Genomic DNA, 19,113 nt, shown 5'->3' with positions numbered 1-19,113 from the left:
GTCAGGGCGTAGTTTTCGCTCAACACGCAGTGACCTGCACCACCATCTCGACGAAGGACCACCATGCGCAAGTTGCACACGCACGAAGCCTCGCCTCTCGACGCCACCGGCACGATCTTCACCGGCGCCAAGATTCACACCGTTGACGACAGCACGGCGGGAGCTGAAGCGTTCCTGGTGTTCGGAAACCGCTTTGCAGCGGTGGGAACGCTCGAGGAATGCCGCACCGAGGCGCGTCGGCTGAGCACTCGCACAACCGCGGTGGTCGAACTCGACGGCGCCACCGTCGTCCCCGGCTTCGTCGATCCACATGCACACCCGTTGATGTACGGGCAGATGCTCAGCTGGGTGGACTGTGGGCCGGAGAAGGCACATTCCATCCCCGGAATCATTGCGCTACTTCAGGAAGCGGCGCTCACAGCACCTGCGGGCGTCCCGATTCGCGGATACGGCTACGAGCACCGCAACCTGATCGAAGGGCGTCACCCGCTCAAGGAAGAGCTCGATCAGGTGGCCACCGATCGCGAGGTCTACCTCATGAACGCGAGCGGTCACGGCGGCGTCGTCAACTCCTTCACTTTCGACAAGCACGGTATCGACGCGAGCACCGAGAATCCGGCCGGTGGCGAGTTCTTCCGAGATGAAGACGGCGAACTCACCGGTGAGCTCTCCGACGCCGCGTGCAACATTCTCACCGGCGTCAACGGAGTGAAGGTCGGCCATCACGGCCCCAACTTCCATCTCGAGGACGAGCCGGAAGAGCACCTTCGCCAGCTGTCGGTCGCTCAGGACAAGTTCCTGGCCGGTGGCGTCACCACCATCGGTGACTGCCAGGTGACCCGGCGTGAATTCGACATGTACCTGCGTCTGGCCGAGCAGGATCAGCTCAAGACCCGCGTCAGCATGTACATGCTCAGCCACCTCCTCGATCACGTCATCGACACGGGAATGCACGGAGCCTTCGGCAATTCGCGGCTCGCGTTCGGCGGCATCAAGTTCTACGCCGACGGCACACTCGGAGGCTGGACCGCATACTTCCCCGACGGTTACGTGGGCGACCCGTGCCGCACCGGGCAGCTCTACCACGAGCCGGCGGACTACTCGGAGCTGATTGCCAAGGCACATTCGGTGGGTCTGCAGACCGCCACGCACGCTCAGTCACCGACCGCCATCGACATGGTGCTCGATGCCATCGAAGCTGCGCAGAAGGCTCACCCCGACGCCGACGCTCGTCACCGCATCGAGCATTGCGGACTCCCGACGGCCGAGCAGATCGCAAGGATGAACCTGGCCGGTGTCTACCCGGTGAACCAGCCACAGCACTACTACAACTGGGGCGAGGGCGTCACCGCTGCGATCGGCACTCCGGGCGAGCGGTTCAACCCGCTCGGCGAGTTCATCGCTGCCGAAGTTCCCGTGACCATCAGCTCCGACGCCCCCGTCGCAGAGCCGAAGCCGCTCGAAGCAATTCAGGCAGCCGTTACTCGTGTGACGCGTCAGGGCCATCAGCTCGGCTCCGATGCACTCCGCATCACCGCCGACCAGGCATTGCAGGCTCACACCCTCAACGGTGCGCGTGCGCTGGGCCGCGAAGCAGAGCTGGGCAGCATCTCGGTCGGCAAGCGGGCCGACTTCGTCATTCTGGGCGCGGATCCCCTCGAGGTTCCGGCCGACGCGATTGCGCAGATCGAGGTCCGAGAGACCTGGATCGACGGCGAACTCGCACATTCAGGTCATAACCACCTATTGTCGAGCACTTCGACCACCGAGGAAAAGTAATGAACCGAGAGCAACAGATCGTGAAGGCCCGCAAGGCGGGATTCGCAGCCTTCGTCGGTACAACTATCGAGTGGTACGACTTCTACGTGTATGCCACGGCAGCAGCCCTGGTGTTCGGTGACATCTTCTTCCCACCTGGAACCGATCGCCTGACCGGCGTTGCGGCGGCGTTCGCGACATACGCCGTCGGTTTCTTCGCTCGCCCGCTCGGCGGAATCGTGTTCGGCCATGTCGGTGACAAGATGGGCCGACGCACCGCATTGGTTGTGACTTTGACGCTGATGGGTGCAGGCACGTTCCTCATCGGCATGTTGCCCACTTACGCGTCCATCGGGTTCTGGGCGCCGTTACTGCTGGTACTGCTCCGCTTCGTCCAGGGCTTTGCCGTCGGCGGCGAATGGGGCGGCGCGGTCCTGATGGCCGTCGAGCATGCACCCGAGGACAAGAAGACCTTCTACGGCGGTTTCGCTCAGCTGGGCAACCCGGCCGGCGCGCTCCTGGCCACAGGTTTCTTCAGCATTCTCTCCACCTTCGGCGACGACGCTCTGCGCGAGTGGGCTTGGCGACTGCCGTTCCTCTGCTCGGCGCTGCTGATTCTCGTCGGCTTGGTCGTTCGCCTGAAGGTCGAAGAGTCCCCGGTTTTCGAATCCGAGGTGAAGTCCGCGGACGTACCGGAAATGCTCCCGCTCAAGTACGCGCTGGTGACCAACTGGCGCCCGATCATCCTGGGCATCGGCATTCTGCCCGTCGCAGTCGGCGGCTACTACCTCGTGACGACCTTCATCACGGCATACGCAACCGACCCCGATGTCGGATTGTCGGAGACGTTGATTCTCAACGCGCTGAGTGTCGCTGCAGTGGTCGAATTGATCGCGACTCTCGGCGTGGCGTGGCTCGGCGACAAGGTGGGACGCGTCCGCGTCGTCATCTGGGGCCTTGCGGCAGTCGCGATTCTCGCAGCGCCGCAGTTCCTGGTGCTGAAGTCCGGATCCGTGTTCCTGATCTTCCTGACCTTCGCTGTCATGCGACTGGTGCTGGCGGCCACGTACGGCCCGATCGCCGCCGTCCTGTCGCAGATGTTCAAGCCGCAGGCCCGCTACACGAGCATTTCGTTGGCGTACCAGGGTGCAGGCGCGATCTTCGGTGGGTTGTCTCCGCTGGTGTCGACGCTGATGTACAAGGCAACCGGCAGCATCTGGCCGGTCATCGCACTGCTGATCGGCATGTGCGTCCTGAGCATCGTCTGCCTGCTCTTCGCTCCGCAGCATGTGGACGAGGCGACAGATACCGACGGTGCTCCGCAGGGCCTGAACAAGGAATCGGCCTCGGCTTGACTGCCGAGAATCGGCTTCCGCCTGACTGCCGAGAATCGGCCTCCGCCTGACAACTGAAAACACGAAGCTGGGGCAGTACACGATTTCCGTGTACTGCCCCAGCTGTCGTTTCAGGTCAGTTGTCGTTCAGCGACTGTTACGCGCCGACGAGATGGCGGTGAAAGTGATCGCTGCGTCGGTGGGCCTGGCTGAGATTCCTGATCTCGCGAAGCCAGAAGTGAGACGCCAGCGCGTTATTGCTTCCGTAGCCGGTGCCGGAGGTGTCCTCGTCGATCAAGGCGACAAGCGCCTTGATCAGGCTGGTGACCTTGAGGTTGTTGGTCTGAGAATGTCGTACCAGCAGGTCAGCGGCTTCGTCGGTGCTGCAGCGGTAGAGCGTGCAGACAATTTCGAGAGCCCGTTCGCGGAGACGGCCCGAAGTAGTCGGGATCCGTAGTCCGTTTGTCGGGACACTGTTCGTCTGGTTGTTCGTGTCGTCGGGGTGAATCATGGTGTTGTACAAGGTATTCCTTTGAACCACATGGGTTTTGGGCCCGTGCGGTGTGTAGCGCATGTTGATACTGGTGCAGTCGGTACGCGATTGGCGGCGGACTCCGTCGGAGCCTTCGGCCTGGTCAACAATCTGCGGGACTGATGAAAGTGCGTAGTGATCAAAGGCGCGGATTTGCACCGAACTGGAAGTCTGCCCCTGGAACGAATACTGGAACTGTTGTTCCGGGCGAAGCGACCGGCTGCCTGACTGACGGCTGCCCTCTGATAACCCCACCGTACGTCATCGATCGAGTTTCAGCTAATTCTATTTCGAGCGGCTGAGAGCACTGTGGCCCGTATTACCTGCTCAATAGGCGTTTACGTGGCCGACTATTGCTTGCTTGGTGATAGCCCAGGCGTCGGTCGTCGGGTTGCCGAACTCGCCGTGGCCGACGCCGGGAAGTTCGATCAGATCGACCACATCGCCTGCTGCTCGGGCGGCACGGGCATAGCGCCGACTCTGTTCGACCGACACGACCTTGTCTCCGAGTCCGTGGATCACCGTGACGGGGAGGCCGGTGGGGAGGTGCTCGATCGGTGATGCGATGCGGTAGCGATCGGGATGATCGGTAGGCATGCCGCCCAGAAGATTTCGAACAAATCGATCTTTGCCCGCGGTTGCGGCGAGCGTCATGTCGAAGACGCCGGCCATGATCGTCGTCGAGCGAACCGGCACCGAGAGGTTTGGTTCCGGGGCGTCTGCACCCTGTTGGGATCGCGATGCGACCCAGGCGGCAAGTTGTCCACCCGCGGAGTAGCCGGCGATGTGTATACGGCTCAAATCCAGTCGCCCGGAGGCCTTTTCCTGAACGATGCCGGCCAGGGCGTTGGTGGCCGTAACGGTATCGGAGAGCGTGGTCGGCCAACCACCCTGACCGCCGACGCGTCTGTATTCGATGTTCCAGACCGCAATTCCGTACGGGGTCAGGGTTTTTGCCCACGCGCCCGCGTATTCGAGATTGCTCTTCTGGGCCCATCCACCGCCGTGAATGAGTACGACGACCGGCAGGTCACCGTCCGATCCTTCTGGAAGATACAGATCGCCGAAAGTGTCTGCGGCCGCGGCGTAGGCGATGCGGACCGGAGCGACGTCGCGGTCGAGGCCGGTCGCACTGCTGACAGATGCGAGGAGGGCGAGTGCACAGACCAGCACTACGGCGAGATACCCGGCCAAGCGGTCGCGGGAGCGGTGCGCGATGACCTGATTCCTCTCGGCAGGCGACGGACGATAATTCGGAAATCAGTCTATCGGTGCCAGGTGAATTTATGGTGTGAGCGAATGGGCCGTGCTCGCTCGCACGCGGAGTTCGCTACGCGTATAGCTCTGAACTGGGGGTTCGTCACCGTTGACCAGAGCCAACAGTGCATCTACGGCCGCTGCCGCCTGTTCTTGGGGGAAGAAGTCGAAGGCAGTGATCGGGGGCTGGGAAACCAGCAGGGCGGGTTCGTCACTGTCCTGTGCAATCAAGACGTCACCCGGAATCGACAGCCCGAGATCGAGGGCCGCTCGCGCCGCTGCCGGGGCGCAACCGAGAATCAACGACAGGATCGCGTCAGGCGGAGTCGAGGAGTCGAGGGCCTCGCGGGTGGCCGCATACGCGGCCCCGATGAGGCCTCCGACGGTGCTGGCGCCCGGAAACGACGTCAATTCCTCGCTGGTGCGTGGTGCCACCCCTCGGGCGCGGCACCACTCGAAGTAAGCGAAAGTCGTTGCGCGGGTCCACTCCGAATGCATTCCGGGAGTGAGGACGAAAATGTCCCTTGCGCCACGTTCGGCGAGGTGGTTCAGAAGAGTCTCCGTGGTGGAGACGAGGTCCGGTGAGGTGGAGTATCCGAATTGCCCGGATTGTCCAGGACCCACTGCGACAGAGGGGATTCCGATCTTCTGCAGAACCTCGACGCGCGGGTCGTCGACCATCGGGTCGACGACCAGTACGCCGTCCATCTCGATGCGCCGCAGTCCGTTCGGATCTTTCATCGACGGTAGTAGGAGGAGTGAGTGATCGGCGTGGAATGCAGCCTGGGTCGCGGCGGTCGCCACGCGCCCGTACCAGTCGAAATTGAGGTACTCGGCCGATGACAGTTGGTCGGGAGCGGGGAGCATCAGCCCGAGGGTGGCAGTCCGACCCGACCTGAGATTCTGGGCCGACCGATTGGCACGGTATCCAAGGCGGTCGGCAACCTCTTGAACCCGAGCGCGAGTGGCCGCGTCGACCCGGCCCTTGCCGTTGAGTGCATAGGAGACCGTGGACACCGCGACGCCGGCGGCGTTGGCGACATCACGAAGCGTCGGCGAAACAGGGGTAGCCACTGCGGATCGTTTCTACTCGTTGGTCGGTTTGTCTCCAGCCTATCGATCAATCGTTTCGGCATGTTGCGTGCACCGGTGAGGGGCACCTCAAAACAAAACGTCGAATCGTTTCAGCGCAGGTATTGACACTGGTGAAACGATTCGGCACTCTCTTAGGAACACCGGGCGAACGTCGAGAGAAATTCGGGCGAACCTCGGGAAACCTGACCAGGCAGGCGCATACTTGCCTTAACTCGCGGAGCCTCCCCATGACCGAAAAAACCGACCCTCCCGGTGCAGGAACGCATTCTGAATCCGGTTCTCCCACGTCATCCTCGGGCCTGCGCGCCGGAACTATCAACAGCCGTCATCTGGTCTTCTTCGTCATCGCCGCAGCGGCGCCACTGACGATCCTGGTGGGATTCGCGCCACTGGGCCTGATGGTTTCCGGCGCTGCGCTTCCGGTGGGGTACGTCGTTCCCGGGATCGTCTATCTACTGTTCGCCGTCGGCTTCACAGCGATGAGCAGGCATATCCGCGGCGCGGGCGCGTTCTACGCCTACATCACCGAAGGGCTCGGAAAAACAGTCGGCGCAGGCGCCTCTGTGCTGGCTTACATCGGCTATCTCGGTGGCCAGATCGGATTCGTCGTCGCTTGCGGCATCTTTCTCTCGTCGACGATCGAGTTGTTCTTGGGAGTAACCGTTTCCGTCTACACCTGCGCATTGGCGGTCGCAGTTCTGGTCGTGGTGGTGGGATATCGCAGGGTCGATATCGGCGCGAAGGTGCTGGCCGTTTTGATGGCGCTCGAGCTCGGCGTCCTCGCAGTCTTCTGTGTGGCGGTTCTGTTGAAAGGCGGCCACGAAGGACTGTCGCTCGACAGTTTTTCGCCGTCGACCTTCATGACAGCCGGACTGGCGAGCGTCTTCGTGTTGACCTTCACCTCCTTCGTCGGTTTCGAGCAGACGGCGATCTACAGCGAGGAAGTTGTCGATTCCAAACGCACAGTGTCGCGTGCGACCTACACAGCAGTCACTGTTCTGGCCGTGGTCTACGCATTCTGTGCTTGGGTGATCGTGCAGGCCGTCGGCCCGAGTCGGATGGGCGACCTACTCGGCGGTGACCCGTCCGAGCTGATCTTCGATCTCAACAATGAATTTGCCGGCTCCATGATGACCGACGTGATGCATCTGTTGATCGTCACGAGCTTCTTCGCGGGTTGCCTTGCCCTCCACAATGCTTGCAGTCGCTATCTGCTCACCATGGGGCGCGCGAAAGTCTTTCCTGCCGCGCTTGCACGGGTTTCGCCGACCACTGGAACGCCGAGCGTCGCCGGAATCACACAAGGCGCACTGGTATTCGCGGCAATCGCCGGCTTTGCGCTGACGCCCGCAGACCCGTACACCCAAGTAGTCGTGTGGACGAATACACCAACGATCATCGGTGTGCTGGTGTTGCAGGTTCTCACTTCCGTCGCCGTGCTCAGGTTCTTCTCGCAGGATTCTCGCGGTGAAGGTCTGTGGCAGAGGTTGATTGCACCCTCGCTCGCTGCAGTGGCGTTGATCGTCGCGCTCGGATACCTCTTGATGAACATGAGTGACCTGACCGGGTTGACCACCGCGCAAAACTTCTTGTTGGCAGTGCCATTGCTGTTGGCTTTCGCATTCGGCGTGGGACGCGGGATGCGCGTACGTGAACACTCGGTCGAGGAGTTGTCGGCATGAGCGAATACGCATGGTCGGTCCCCGGAGGGTTGGTCGAACGTCCCGGAATTGTTCCGGGCGCTCCCGAGATATGGGTCTATGCGGACAGGTTCTCGTACTTCGGTGGTGACACCGTCTCGATCCGAGTGCATACCACCGCAGAAGAATACGACCTCGAAATTGTTCGAGACGGCGCCCGGCCGCAACAGGTCGCGCAATACGTCGGTCTGCCGGGCAAGCAGCAGCAGACGCCTGCCGACGCGTACGCAGTGGGCTGCGACTGGTCGGAATCCCTTGCCGTCGAGATAGATCCGAAGTGGACGTCCGGCATGTACTTGGTTCTGGTCCGGATGCTCCACGAAGGGGTGACTATTGAGCGGGAGGGCTTCTTCGTCGTCAAGGCGCGCGAACCCGAGCATGCCGACTTCGTACTCATTCACACCACCAGCACGATGTTGGCCTACAACGACTGGGGTGGGGCAAACCACTACCGAGGTGTTCCGGACGGCTCCGGCGATGTGCCGACACCGATTTCCTCGACGCAGCGTCCCGTCGCGCGGGGGATGTTGCGCAAACCCGAGGGCGCAGCACGCAACATCCACACCGACACACCGGGAATCGGATGGATACCCCGTCACCCGCCGTACGAATGGGCGTGGGTGAACGGCTACTCGCGTCACCATGCGGACGCCTTCTGGGCCACTTACGAGAGGCCGTTCACGGTCTGGGCGGAAGAGCAGGGGTTCCGCGTCCACCACGTGACACAACACGATCTGCATAACGATCCGTCAGCGCTGCATGGATATTCATGCGCAGTTGTCGTCGGTCACGACGAGTACTGGTCCTGGGAGATGCGTGACCGCATAGATGATTTCGTCGAAGAGGGTGGTGGTCTGGCGCGATTCGGCGGGAACTTCCTGTGGCAGGTACGCCTCGAAAACGACGCACAAGTCTGTTACAAGAATCCGTTCGACGATCCGATGCGAGAAGTCGACCCGACCCGGGTGACGACGGCGTGGGATTCGCCCGAGGTTGCCCGACCGGGGGCGTGGACGATGGGATTGACCGGCATGGCCGGTGTCTACAATCGTTACGGTGCAACAACTCCCAGGTCTTCGGGCGGTTTCACGGTATACCGGCCGGATCATTGGGCGTTGAACGGAACCGACCTGTACTACGGAGACAACTTCGGGATCGCCCCGATCTGTGTTGCCGGATTCGAGATGGACGGCGTGGATTTCACGTTCCGGAAGGGCCAGCCGTATGCGACCGGCGTCGACGGCGCTCCCGAGGATCTGGAGATCATCGCGATGGCGCCGGCAGTTTCGGGTTCGCGGGACAAATGGAACGGGAAAGTTCCGATCGGTGCGCCTTTCGCCGAAGTGCAGGGAATCATCGAATGCTTCTATGGCAGTGAGCCTCCAGATCACCTTCGTGATCTCGAATACGGATCGGGAATGGTCGCCTGTCACAAGCGAGGTCTCGGCTCCGTGTTCAACGCAGGTTCCACCGAATGGGTGAACGGGCTGATCCATCACGATCCGTTCACCGAACGAATAACTGCAAACGTACTGAATCTGTTTGCTGCACGAATTTCCAGCTCCAACACGAAGGAAAAATGACATGAGTGTCAACGACATTCGAATGTTCGGGCCAGGGCAGGGGACGCGGTTCATCCCGGAGTGGGGTGACGACGCGAGCCCGAACTGGTCGGAATCCGAATGGAGGTCATTCGGAGATCCGAACGGGGAATACTTCGGCGGTGGTTGGGAAGGCGAGCCCGGCACGCTCTTGTGCGACCCGTATCCGTACGACGAGGTCTGCATCATGATCAGCGGCCGGGTGGCGCTGATCGACCTCGATGGAAACCGTCGCGAATTCTTCGCTGGGGAAGCATTTTTCGTGCCGCAGTCGTTTCGCGGTACCTGGGAGACGGTTGAGCCGTCGAAGAAGTTCTTCGTCGCGCTCCCCGGATCGCGCTCATGACGGTGGAAACTTCGATGACTGTCGCAGCGTTTGGTCACGTGATCAACGGAACGTGCGAGAGCCCGGCAGGTAGACTTTCCGTGCTGGTCGATCCGGTGACCGACAATGTATACGCCCGTGCTGCCGTCGGTTCCGCCGATGACGTCGACCGAGCCTGCCGTTCGTCCGAGAAGGCTGCGCGGTCCTGGCGCCGGTCCACCCCTGCGCGCCGTCAGGAGTTGCTGCTGGCCCTCGCGGACGCGCTGGAAGCAAACGCGAAATATTTCCTCGAGGTCGAATGCCGCAGTACCGGCAAGCCTCTCAGGCAGGTGCGAGACGACGAGATCCCGCAGTGTGTTGACTTTCTGCGGTACTTCGCGGGTATTGCCCGCTCTCTGCCGGGCGTTGCCGCAATGGAGTACACGGAGGGTGCTACGTCTTATGTCAGACGTGAACCCATTGGCGTGATCGGTGCGATCGCTCCTTGGAACTACCCGTTGATGATGGCGGTCTGGAAGATCGCGCCGGCACTCGCGACGGGAAACACCCTCGTGCTCAAGCCGGCCGAGGAGACGCCGGAAACCGCGGTGATGCTGGGAGTGCTTGCAGCGCAGATCTATCCGCCCGGGGTGTTGAACGTAGTGTGCGGCGATCGCGATACCGGAGCCGCGCTCGTCGCTCATCCGGTTCCTCGGATGATTGCGCTGACGGGATCGACGAGAGCGGGTATTTCGGTCGCAAAGGCCGCGTCGGAAGACGTCAAGCTGTTGCATCTCGAACTCGGAGGCAAGGCACCCGCCGTTGTTTTCGCCGACGCGGACCTCGACGGCGCAGTCGCGGGGATTGTTGCCGGGGCCTTTTACAACAGCGGTCAAGATTGCACCGCTGCGACGAGGATTCTCGTTCAAGAGGAGGTTGCGGAGGAGTTCACCGAGAAGTTGACGGCTGCGGCCGCGGACTTGAGGTTGGGCGGACCGGAATCGGGCGATTGTCTCGGCCCCCTGGTCAGCCGCGCTCACCGTGATCGAGTGGCGGAGTTGGTAGAGAGACGCTCAGCAAATACGAACGTATGTATTGGCGGGGGAAAGCCAGCTGGACCAGGGTTTTTCTATCTGCCGACTGTTATTTCCGGGGTGCAGCAGGAAGATGAACTGGTCCAGGAAGAGATATTCGGGCCGGTTGTCACCGTACAGTCGTTCTCCACCGAGGCTGAAGCGATCGAACTTGCGATCGGGACCAAGTACGCTCTCGCGTCGAGCGTGTGGACGTCCGACCACGGCACCGCGATGAGGATGACGGCCGAACTGGACTTCGGCTGCGTCTGGGTGGGAGCCCACGGAATGCTCGCCGCTGAGATGCCTCACGGTGGCTTCGCTGGGTCGGGTTACGGCAAGGATCTGTCGGAGCTCGCACTGGCGGAGTACACGAGGGCCAAGCACGTCATGCATGTGACGAGCGTCTGACTCCTCGGCAATATCCAACGACGGCCACCTGCCCGCGCTGCGGGACGGTGGCCGTCGTCGTGCCTCGGTGGACCTGCAAGCTGCTGTTTGAATATGTTGCAGTGCAACATGTTTAGAGAGAATTTTCGTTGATTCGGGTCGCGAATGCCGGTAAAGTGACGTGTGCAACATTGCGCACTTCGGCGCACATTCAACCCCACTTTCAATTCTGACTCCAGGAGACTGCCATGGGTTCATCCGACACCGATCTCAAAGCGCTCGACAGCGTTATCACCGTCGCCGGTGCATTGGCGGCGATATTCGGCGGAATCGCCGGAGTTGCCGGGCTGGCCACTTTTCTCGGAACCGGCGGCGGTTCTTAGGTTTTCAGCTGACATCAGTGAGGCTCGGACCGTTCGATTCTGACGATCAGATCCGCGCGTGGCCTGACTGCGCTGATCAACTCGGCGTTCGGCTGATCTACCCGTTTCACCCACTCTGCAGCCGCTTCGGAACTCTTTCCGAAGCGGCTGTGGCGTTTCACCAAGCGCTTCGTCCGAGTTTCCTCCGGAACGTCGAGATACCAGACCTCGTCGAGTGCTGCTCGCACTTCCTGCCATCCACCACTGGGTAGGAGGAGATAGTTCCCCTCGGTGACTACCAGCGGTGTACATGGATCGACAGCCGTTGTGCTGCCTATTGATTCGTCGAACTCGCGATCGAAGACCGGAGCATAGACCGTCGAGTTCGAGGCTCGGAGTCGGCGTAGTAGAGCCGCGTAGCCGTCGACGTCGAAGGTGTCCGGTGCGCCTTTGCGTTCATGCCTGCCGAGTCGGTCGAGTTCCCGATTGGCAAGATGAAAACCGTCCATCTCGACGATGGAGCAACGAGAACCTAATTTCCGCACAATTGCCTGTGACACCGTCGACTTTCCGGCTCCCGGTGCGCCCGTGATGCCGAGGATTCTCCGACCGTCGTCGGTGATCAGGGAAGCAGCGCGTGAAGCAAGTTGGTCGAGCGTCAGCGAGACGGTCGGCGGTGAGGTCGTCACGTGTTGCTCCGATCAGTCCGAAGGGCCGGTGCATCGAGAGTACGCCGGAGGCTTTCGGCCATTGACAGTCTGAATGGACTGTGAAACTGTGATCCATGCCACTCGAGAAGTTGGAGGTGAGACCGTGACCCTGCGCGATGCGCAGCGCGAAGCGACGCGCCACCGGATTCTCGATGCGGCAACGGATTTACTGATAGCGGACGGTTATTCATCTCTGACGGCGCAGTCGGTGCAAACCGCTGCCGGAGTCAGTCGGGGCGCTCTGCTGCACCACTTTCCGAACATGCAGGAGCTCACTGCGGCGTTGGTGTCGAACATCGTCGTACGGAACGAGGTGGCGGTAAGAGCTGCCATGTCTCGGCAGGATTCGTCGGTTGACACGATCGAGAACTCGATCTCCGCTCTGTATTCGGCGTTGACTCAGCCGCCATTTCAAGCGGAACTCGAACTGTGGTCCGCAGCGCGGACGGATCCGGTGTTGGCCGAGGTGCTCCGGGAATCGGAGCGAATCGCCGGACGGGATCTGCGGCGAGTTGTCCACGACGCTTTCGGTCCCGAAATTGTTGCTTCCGAGAACTATTCGCAGATTGCAGATCTGACGGTGCTGATGCTCCGTGGTTTGGCGCTGTCCCGGGCAGTGCAGAAGAGCGACGCGTCTGCGCGTCGTTCGATCAGTCAATGGGCAGGCGTCGTTCGCCTGCTCCTCACCCAGAACTAGCGCAACTCGTTCCGAGCGAGGCGCGCTCTGTCGACAGGACCGATGATGACGGATTTTGCGACCCTGAAGTACGAGACGTCCGGTGGTAAAGCGTATATCACGCTCAACCGTCCCGATCGGCTCAACGCGATCGACGACCGGATGCCGTCGGACATTCGAAACGCGGTGGCAGCAGCCAATGACGACGACGAGGTCCGTGTGATCGTCTTGCAAGGTGCGGGCAAGGCGTTTTGTGCCGGGTACGACCTCAAGAAGTTTGCCGAAGGCGACCTTGACGGAAAGTGGAACCAGGGCCCGGTCTGGGACCCCATCAAGGACTTTCGCGGGATGAAGCAGAACACCGACGACTTCTTCACGCTCTGGCGATCGCTCAAGCCGACGATCTGCAAGGTTCAGGGATATGCGATTGCCGGTGGGAGTGACATCGCGCTGTCCTGCGACATGCTGATCATGGCCGACGACGCTCGCATCGGATACCCGCCTGCGCGTGTGTGGGGTTGCCCGACGACGGCGATGTGGGTGTACCGGCTCGGAGCCCAGCGTGCCAAGCGAATGCTGTTGACGGGAGACACCATTGACGGTGTCACTGCGGCTGACTGGGGATTGGCGCTCGAAGCGGTGCCGGCCGACGAATTGGACTCGGCGGTGGAAGCGTTGGCGGATCGCATCGCCGGTGTTCCGCTCAATCAGTTGGCCATGCAGAAGATGATGATCAACCAGGCGTACGACAACATGGGATTGCAAGGCACCCAGGTACTGGCAACCCTGTTCGACGGAATTACGCGTCACTCCCCGGAGGGGCGCTGGTTCAAGGATTTTGCCGAGCGCGACGGATTCCATGCCGCGGTTCAGTACCGCGATTCCGGACGCAAGATTCCAGACGGAGGCGGGCCGCTCCCCGCGTCCGACACCCCTCCTCGATAGAAAGTGGATGTGAGATGAGCAGTGTTCTCGAAACGTCGTACTTCCCCGCTGACGTGTCTGACCCGATAGAGGAGCAAACGGTGGGTGGGCTGCTGCGAGAGTGCGCCGCGGACTCGCCGAATCTGATTGCAATCAGAGAAGTGGTTCCGACGCAATCGCATTCGCTTTCCGGGGCGGCTGAAACCGATCGCACGTGGACCTTCGCGGAGCTTCTCGACGAAGCAGAGGGGTGTGCGCACTACCTCTTGTCTCGGTTCGACTGTGGAGATCGGATCACTGTCTGGGCTCCGAACGTTCCGGAATGGATGATTCTGCAATACGGCGCCGCGCTCGCCGGGATGGTTCTGGTGACCGCCAATCCGGCGTTGGGTGCGGAGGAACTCGCGTACGTCCTGTCGCAGTCCCAGTCTCGGGGGCTCTTCCACACCGGAAAGTTCCGCGGTGGCGATATGGCAGCGGTTGCATCCGAGGCGATTTCGATTTCGGGAGAAGAAGTTCTCGCAGTCAACTTCGAGGAGTGGGATCGCCAGGTTCGAGGTTGGGCGGGCGAGCGGGGCGCTCTGCCCGAAGTCTCGCCTGACGACAATGCGCAGATCCAGTACACGTCGGGAACCACCGGGGTTCCCAAAGGTGCTCTTTTGCATCACCGAGGATTGGTCAACAATGCCGATTTCGTGAGTCGGAGAGGCCGATTCCCTGAGCGGGGTTCGGTTGTGTCGGCCATGCCGCTGTTCCACACCGCCGGGTGCGGCATCCTGGTTCTCGGCGCCGCGCAGCGAAGAATGTCCATCGGCCTGATCCAGTACTTCGATCCGACTGCGGTTCTCGATGCGGCGGAACGCTTTCACGCTGACGTGATCAGTGGAGTGCCGACGATGCTGATCGCGATGATCAACGACGCCAGCTTCGCGAGCCGCGACTTCTCGGCCTGTTCGGTGGTCGTATCCGGCGGGTCGTCGGTCCCGCCCGAACTCGTCAGCACGGTGGAGTCGGCCTTCGGGGCGGGGTTCAGCATCGTCTACGGACAAACCGAGGCCAGCCCCGTCATCACACAGACCAGCCCGGCCGACACCCCCGAGGACAAGTCGGAGACGGTCGGACTCGCGTTGCCGCAGGTCGAAGTGAAGATCTCCGACGTCGTGACCGGGGACAGCGTGCCGCTCGGCGAACAAGGCGAGATCTGCGCGCGCGGGTACCTCGTCATGACCGAGTACTTCCGTAATCCGGAGGCTTCGGCCGACACCGTGGACAAGGACGGTTGGTTGCATACCGGCGATTTGGGGACGATGGACGAACGTGGATACGTCCGGGTTACCGGCCGCCTCAAGGACATGATCATCCGCGGCGGTGAGAACATCTATCCGCGTGAGGTCGAGTCCGTGATCTTCACACATCCGAAGATTCTCGACGTGGCGGTCGTGGGTGTGCCCGACGAGGTGTGGGGTGAGCGAGTTGTCGCCGTTATCCGCTGGAAGGACGAGTCCGACCAACCGACCGCCGCCGAGCTGGTCGAGTTCTGCACCGAGCGACTGGCGCGCCACAAGGCGCCCAAGGAGTGGTTCAGCGCGGAGGCGTTCCCACTGACAGGGTCGGGCAAGATCCAGAAATATCGAATTGCGAGCCTGGTCGGCGAAGGCGTGTACGGCGTCGTCAACTGATCGGTGCACATAGCACGTCGGAGCGATTCTGTCTGGGTTATCCCCGTAAATCGCTTCGACGTGCCCTGTTTATCCTGGTGCCGTGAGTTCAACCTTCGGTGAGACCGGACACAACGCCACCTCCAACCGCATTCGCGCCACAGCGTTTGCGTCGAAGGTGATGTCTGCGTCCGACGCCGTGAAGTTCATCAACCCGGGCGACACCGTCGCGATCAGCGGTTTCGCGAGCGCCGGTACACCCAAGGTTGTCATTCCGGCCCTGGCCGAGCGTATTCACCGGACCCGCGGCAACGGATCGAACTTCACGATCAATCTCCTGACCGGCGCTTCTGTGTCCACCGAGACCGAAAGGCTGCTCGCGGAGGTCGACGGAATCGCGCTGCGCATGCCGTATCAGTCCGAGGCCACCGCACGTCGCCGGATCAACGAGGGTCGTATGGACTACGTGGACATCCATCTCTCCCACGTGGCTCAGCAGGTGTGGGAGGGCTACTACGGCAACGTAGACGTCGCGGTGGTCGAGGTCGCCGGTATCACCGAATCAGGGGAATTGATTCCCTCCGCGTCGATTGGCAACAACAAGACCTGGCTGGACGTCGCCGACAGAGTCATCCTCGAAGTCAACTCGTGGGTGCCCGAGGCGATGGAAGGTATTCACGACGTCTATTACGGCACCGCGCTGCCGCCGCATCGCAAGCCGCTCGAGATCATTCGTGTCGAGGACCGGATCGGCCAGACCACGTTCCGAGTGGATCCCACGAAGGTTGTGGCCGTTGTCGAGACCAACTGCCGTGACAGCGCGAGCCCTCTCACTGCACCCGACGCCGTCAGTGAGGCGATCGCCGGCCACGTCCTGGAATTCTTCGACTTCGAGGTGCGCGCCGGACGGATGCCGGCCGATACGTTGCTTCCGCTGCAGGCGGGCATCGGCAATGTCGCCAACGCGGTGCTCGGAGGGCTCGATCGGGGGCCGTATCGCGGCCTGACCTGCTACTCCGAGGTCATCCAGGACGGGATGCTGAAGCTGATCAAGGACGGAACGGTCGCGCATGCGTCGTCGACGGCTTTGGCGCTCACCGAAGAGGGCATCGAAGAACTGACCGCGAACATCGACTTCTACCGCCACCACATCACTCTCCGTCCGCAGGAGATCAGCAACCACCCGGAGGTGGTGCGCAGGCTCGGAATCATCGCCATGAACGGCATGCTCGAGGCCGACATCTACGGCAACGTGAACTCGACGCACGTCATGGGGACGAAGATCATGAACGGAATCGGCGGCTCGGGGGACTTCGCCCGCAACGGCTACGTGTCCATGTTCCTGAGCCCGTCGACGGCCCGCGGCGGTGAGATCTCGGCGATCGTGCCGATGGTTCCGCACGTCGACCACACCGAGCACGACACTCAGGTGTTGGTGACCGAGCAGGGGTTGGCGGATCTGCGCGGTCTGTCGCCGCGGCGACGCGCGCGCCTGATCGTCGACAAGTGTGCTCACCCGGAATTCCGGCCACTGCTCCACGATTACATCGCTCGCGCCGACGCTCAACCGGGTGCGGGGCAGACGCCGCACATCCTGGGCGAGGCATTCTCGTTCCATCAGCGGTACATCGACACGGGTTCGATGCGCTTTTCGTGACGCCAGGCAATGCTGCCGGCAGTGAGAGAATGCGAGGGTGAGCCGAACCGGGGTACCTGACGACGCCATACGCCGGGTTGCCGCGGCGGGGGCCGATGACGCCGGTGGCCTGCCCGTCGAACTGCTGGGTGATTTCCTCGACGTGCTCAGCGACGCTGTCTGTGAAGGGAAACCGCTGCAGCGTCGCCAGCTGCACCGCTTCCGCGCTCGCGGGGAAGAAGCAGCGCAGCAGGGTGTCGCCCTGCGAGCCCTGCTCGATCTGTATCTCTCCTCGGCCTGGCGTCTGTGGCGTGAACTGCCTGCTGTTATTGCGGCACAATCGGATCCGAATGCCGTCGTCGCGGCCGGCGAAGTGATGCTGCGTGCCGTCGACGATGCCGTCGCCGAACTGGCCGAAGGGTTTCAGTTGGCCAGACGTTCTCTGGTCCGCTCGCAGGTATCGGCACGCCGCGAGTTCGTCGACGACTTGTTGACCGGCGGCGCTGACGTCGTCGGATTGTTGGATCGCGCTTCAGGATTCGGTCTCCACCTCAGTGGTCCGCATGCCGTGGCGGTAGTGACCGCCGCCCGTGAGTTCACCGACGACAACCCTTTGGTGCGCGCCGTCGAACGTGCCGTTCTGGGTAGCAAGGGTGACGCCGACGCGTTGGTCGCCAGCAAGAGCGGCAAACTGGTGGTAGTTTTCGCGGCGCCGGATCGCGATGCCGTCGACCACGTGCTGGCAGGGATTCGTTCGGCTCTCGGACCGGGGACCGATGACGATGGGCGAGTGCAGTTGCAGCGGCGTCCTTTGGACGGCACGTGGCAGATCGCTGTCGGGCGCCCTCGAACCACCGCTTCGGGCGTGGTGGCGTCGTACCGGGAAGCGCTGGACGCACTGGACCTGGCGCAGCGCCTGTCGTTGACCGCACCGATCATCGATGCTCGTGACCTGCTGGTCTACCGGGTTCTGGTCAACGACAGACCGGCGGTCACCGACCTGATCCACACCCTTCTCACGCCGCTGCTCGAGGCGCGTGGTGGCGCTGGACCGATGATCGACACACTGCTCGCGTACTTTTCCGCCGGCCGCAATACGGCTAAGACCGCCCGAGACCTGCATTTGTCCGTCCGCGCCGTGACGTACCGGTTGGACCGCATCCGTGAACTCACCGGTCAGAACGTCAACGATCCCAACGACAGCTTCGCACTCCACGCTGCCGTACTGGGTGCGAAGCTGCTCGACTGGCCGGCCACCGAGCTGACCTGATCAGCTTGCGCGGGCGCGTTCTTCGTAGGCAGCACGTGCCGCGGTGTCGACGTCGCCGAGAAACTGCGTCTCGACGCCAAACAGTCGGCTCAATGCCTCGTACGGCCGCCGGGGGAAGAAGCCCTGTGCCTGCACGAGCAGCCCGGACACCCGCGTAATGCGTACGCGTGGGCGCGGTTTGGTGATCAAGCCGACGACGGCTTCGGCGATTTCCTCCGGCTGAACCTCTCGGAATCCCTTCATTCCCGAAGTGCCCGAGGTGAGTTGGGTGTTGGTGAGCGTCGGCAGCACGGACGAGATGTGAACTCCGGTGCCACGAACTTCCTTGCGGACAGAATCGGTGAAGCCCAACACCGCATGCTTGGCGCCGCAGTACGTCGACAAACCGGGGCACGGGAGTTCGCCTGCAAGCGAAGCGATGTTGATGACGTGTCCACGTCCGCGCGGAAGCATCCGTCGCAATGCGAGCTTGGTTCCCGTGATCACGCCGAGGACGTCGATCTCGATGATGCGTCTGGTCACGGAGTCGTCCTCGTCGACGATCCGTCCGACCGGCATGATGCCCGCATTGTTGACCAGCACGTCGATCGGGCCGAGTTCACCTTCGACGGTGTCGAGGAAGTCGAAGAACGAGGCGGGGTCGGTGACGTCGAGGCGCCCGAACGTGCGGATGCCCAAATCCTTGGCTGCTCGCGCGAGAGTGGCTTCGTCGATGTCGCCGATCGCGACGGTCGCACCCAGGCTGATCAGCCGCTTCGCGGTGGCGTATCCGATGCCCCGGGCGCCGCCGGTGATGACCACTACCTGACCGTCGAAAGGTTTGTTCATTACTC

Annotated in this window: 17 protein-coding genes; 12 read left to right on the top strand and 5 right to left on the bottom strand. The window is 62.0% G+C overall.

All coding sequences use genetic code 11. From position 1 onward, the window contains the following. Positions 1 to 63: 63 nt before the first annotated feature. Positions 64 to 1,779, top strand: coding sequence for an amidohydrolase (locus A0W34_RS27135; RefSeq protein ID WP_065455047.1), 1,716 nt, complete (start codon positions 64 to 66; stop codon positions 1,777 to 1,779). Beyond that, positions 1,779 to 3,113, top strand: coding sequence for an MFS transporter (locus A0W34_RS27130; RefSeq protein ID WP_003942898.1), 1,335 nt, complete (start codon positions 1,779 to 1,781; stop codon positions 3,111 to 3,113). Before A0W34_RS27135 ends, A0W34_RS27130 begins: the two co-directional genes overlap by 1 nt. A gap of 136 nt (positions 3,114 to 3,249) precedes the next feature. Here A0W34_RS27130 and A0W34_RS27125 read toward each other — a convergent pair whose 3' ends face one another. The 3 genes from A0W34_RS27125 to A0W34_RS27115 form a co-directional block, all read right to left on the bottom strand. Then, positions 3,250 to 3,615 carry an ANTAR domain-containing protein gene (locus A0W34_RS27125; protein WP_024487573.1) on the bottom strand — a complete coding sequence of 122 codons (366 nt, stop codon included), beginning with the start codon at positions 3,613 to 3,615 and terminating at the stop codon, positions 3,250 to 3,252. Positions 3,616 to 3,951: 336 nt separating this feature from the next. Continuing rightward, the gene (locus tag A0W34_RS27120) at positions 3,952 to 4,818 is read right to left on the bottom strand and encodes an alpha/beta hydrolase family protein (protein ID WP_232329938.1); all 867 of its coding nucleotides are present in this window, start codon (positions 4,816 to 4,818) and stop codon (positions 3,952 to 3,954) included. Between the two features lie 90 nt (positions 4,819 to 4,908). Next, entirely contained in the window at positions 4,909 to 5,955 is a 1,047-nt protein-coding gene (locus A0W34_RS27115) for a LacI family DNA-binding transcriptional regulator (RefSeq protein WP_007730477.1), read from the bottom strand. A 248-nt stretch (positions 5,956 to 6,203) separates the two neighbouring features. On the opposite strand from A0W34_RS27115, the gene A0W34_RS27110 reads away from it, so the two are divergent. The 5 genes from A0W34_RS27110 to A0W34_RS33680 all read left to right on the top strand — a co-directional run bounded on the left by A0W34_RS27110 (position 6,204) and on the right by A0W34_RS33680 (position 11,427). Beyond that, positions 6,204 to 7,658, top strand: coding sequence for an APC family permease (locus tag A0W34_RS27110; protein WP_007730482.1), 1,455 nt, complete (start codon positions 6,204 to 6,206; stop codon positions 7,656 to 7,658). Further along, the gene (locus A0W34_RS27105; protein ID WP_007730498.1) at positions 7,655 to 9,259 is read left to right on the top strand and encodes a N,N-dimethylformamidase beta subunit family domain-containing protein; all 1,605 of its coding nucleotides are present in this window, start codon (positions 7,655 to 7,657) and stop codon (positions 9,257 to 9,259) included. The genes A0W34_RS27110 and A0W34_RS27105 overlap by 4 nt, the downstream gene beginning before the upstream one ends. 1 nt (position 9,260) lies before the next feature. Beyond that, complete coding sequence (locus A0W34_RS27100) at positions 9,261 to 9,623, top strand: cupin domain-containing protein (protein WP_081558572.1); 363 nt, start codon at positions 9,261 to 9,263, stop codon at positions 9,621 to 9,623. Further along, positions 9,620 to 11,065, top strand: a complete 1,446-nt coding sequence (locus tag A0W34_RS27095; protein WP_081558571.1) for an aminobutyraldehyde dehydrogenase — start codon at positions 9,620 to 9,622, stop codon at positions 11,063 to 11,065. Before A0W34_RS27100 ends, A0W34_RS27095 begins: the two co-directional genes overlap by 4 nt. Before the next feature lie 227 nt (positions 11,066 to 11,292). Beyond that, positions 11,293 to 11,427, top strand: a complete 135-nt coding sequence (locus A0W34_RS33680) for a hypothetical protein (protein WP_003942853.1) — start codon at positions 11,293 to 11,295, stop codon at positions 11,425 to 11,427. Between the two features lie 14 nt (positions 11,428 to 11,441). Here A0W34_RS33680 and A0W34_RS27090 read toward each other — a convergent pair whose 3' ends face one another. Next, entirely contained in the window at positions 11,442 to 12,095 is a 654-nt protein-coding gene (locus A0W34_RS27090) for a nucleoside/nucleotide kinase family protein (RefSeq protein ID WP_064687876.1), read from the bottom strand. Between the two features lie 124 nt (positions 12,096 to 12,219). Here A0W34_RS27090 and A0W34_RS27085 point away from each other — a divergent pair, with 124 nt between their 5' ends. The 5 genes from A0W34_RS27085 (at position 12,220) to A0W34_RS27065 (ending at position 18,280) form a co-directional block, all read left to right on the top strand. Further along, positions 12,220 to 12,813: a TetR/AcrR family transcriptional regulator gene (locus A0W34_RS27085; protein ID WP_007730510.1), complete on the top strand. Its 594-nt coding sequence runs from the start codon at positions 12,220 to 12,222 to the stop codon at positions 12,811 to 12,813. 45 nt (positions 12,814 to 12,858) lie between these two features. Continuing rightward, complete coding sequence (locus tag A0W34_RS27080; RefSeq protein WP_223304467.1) at positions 12,859 to 13,737, top strand: crotonase/enoyl-CoA hydratase family protein; 879 nt, start codon at positions 12,859 to 12,861, stop codon at positions 13,735 to 13,737. Positions 13,738 to 13,751: 14 nt separating this feature from the next. Further along, on the top strand, positions 13,752 to 15,395 hold the full coding sequence (locus A0W34_RS27075) for an AMP-binding protein (RefSeq protein ID WP_081558570.1): 1,644 nt from the start codon (positions 13,752 to 13,754) through the stop codon (positions 15,393 to 15,395). Positions 15,396 to 15,477: 82 nt separating this feature from the next. Beyond that, a complete protein-coding gene (locus tag A0W34_RS27070) occupies positions 15,478 to 17,031 on the top strand; it encodes an acetyl-CoA hydrolase/transferase family protein (RefSeq protein ID WP_081558569.1) in 1,554 nt (517 codons plus the stop codon). A 37-nt stretch (positions 17,032 to 17,068) separates the two neighbouring features. Beyond that, positions 17,069 to 18,280 (top strand): PucR family transcriptional regulator, encoded by a 1,212-nt coding sequence (locus tag A0W34_RS27065; RefSeq protein WP_081558568.1) that lies wholly within the window; start codon positions 17,069 to 17,071, stop codon positions 18,278 to 18,280. On the opposite strand, the gene A0W34_RS27060 is transcribed toward A0W34_RS27065, so the two are convergent. Further along, the gene (locus tag A0W34_RS27060) at positions 18,281 to 19,108 is read right to left on the bottom strand and encodes an SDR family oxidoreductase (protein ID WP_003942902.1); all 828 of its coding nucleotides are present in this window, start codon (positions 19,106 to 19,108) and stop codon (positions 18,281 to 18,283) included. Positions 19,109 to 19,113 lie beyond the last annotated feature (5 nt).

This window comes from Rhodococcus sp. BH4, assembly GCF_002079265.1.
In the GTDB taxonomy this organism is placed as follows: domain Bacteria; phylum Actinomycetota; class Actinomycetes; order Mycobacteriales; family Mycobacteriaceae; genus Rhodococcus_F; species Rhodococcus_F qingshengii.
The sequence above is the reverse complement of the archived record's forward strand: the minus strand, read 5'-3'. Positions and strand labels throughout refer to the sequence as shown.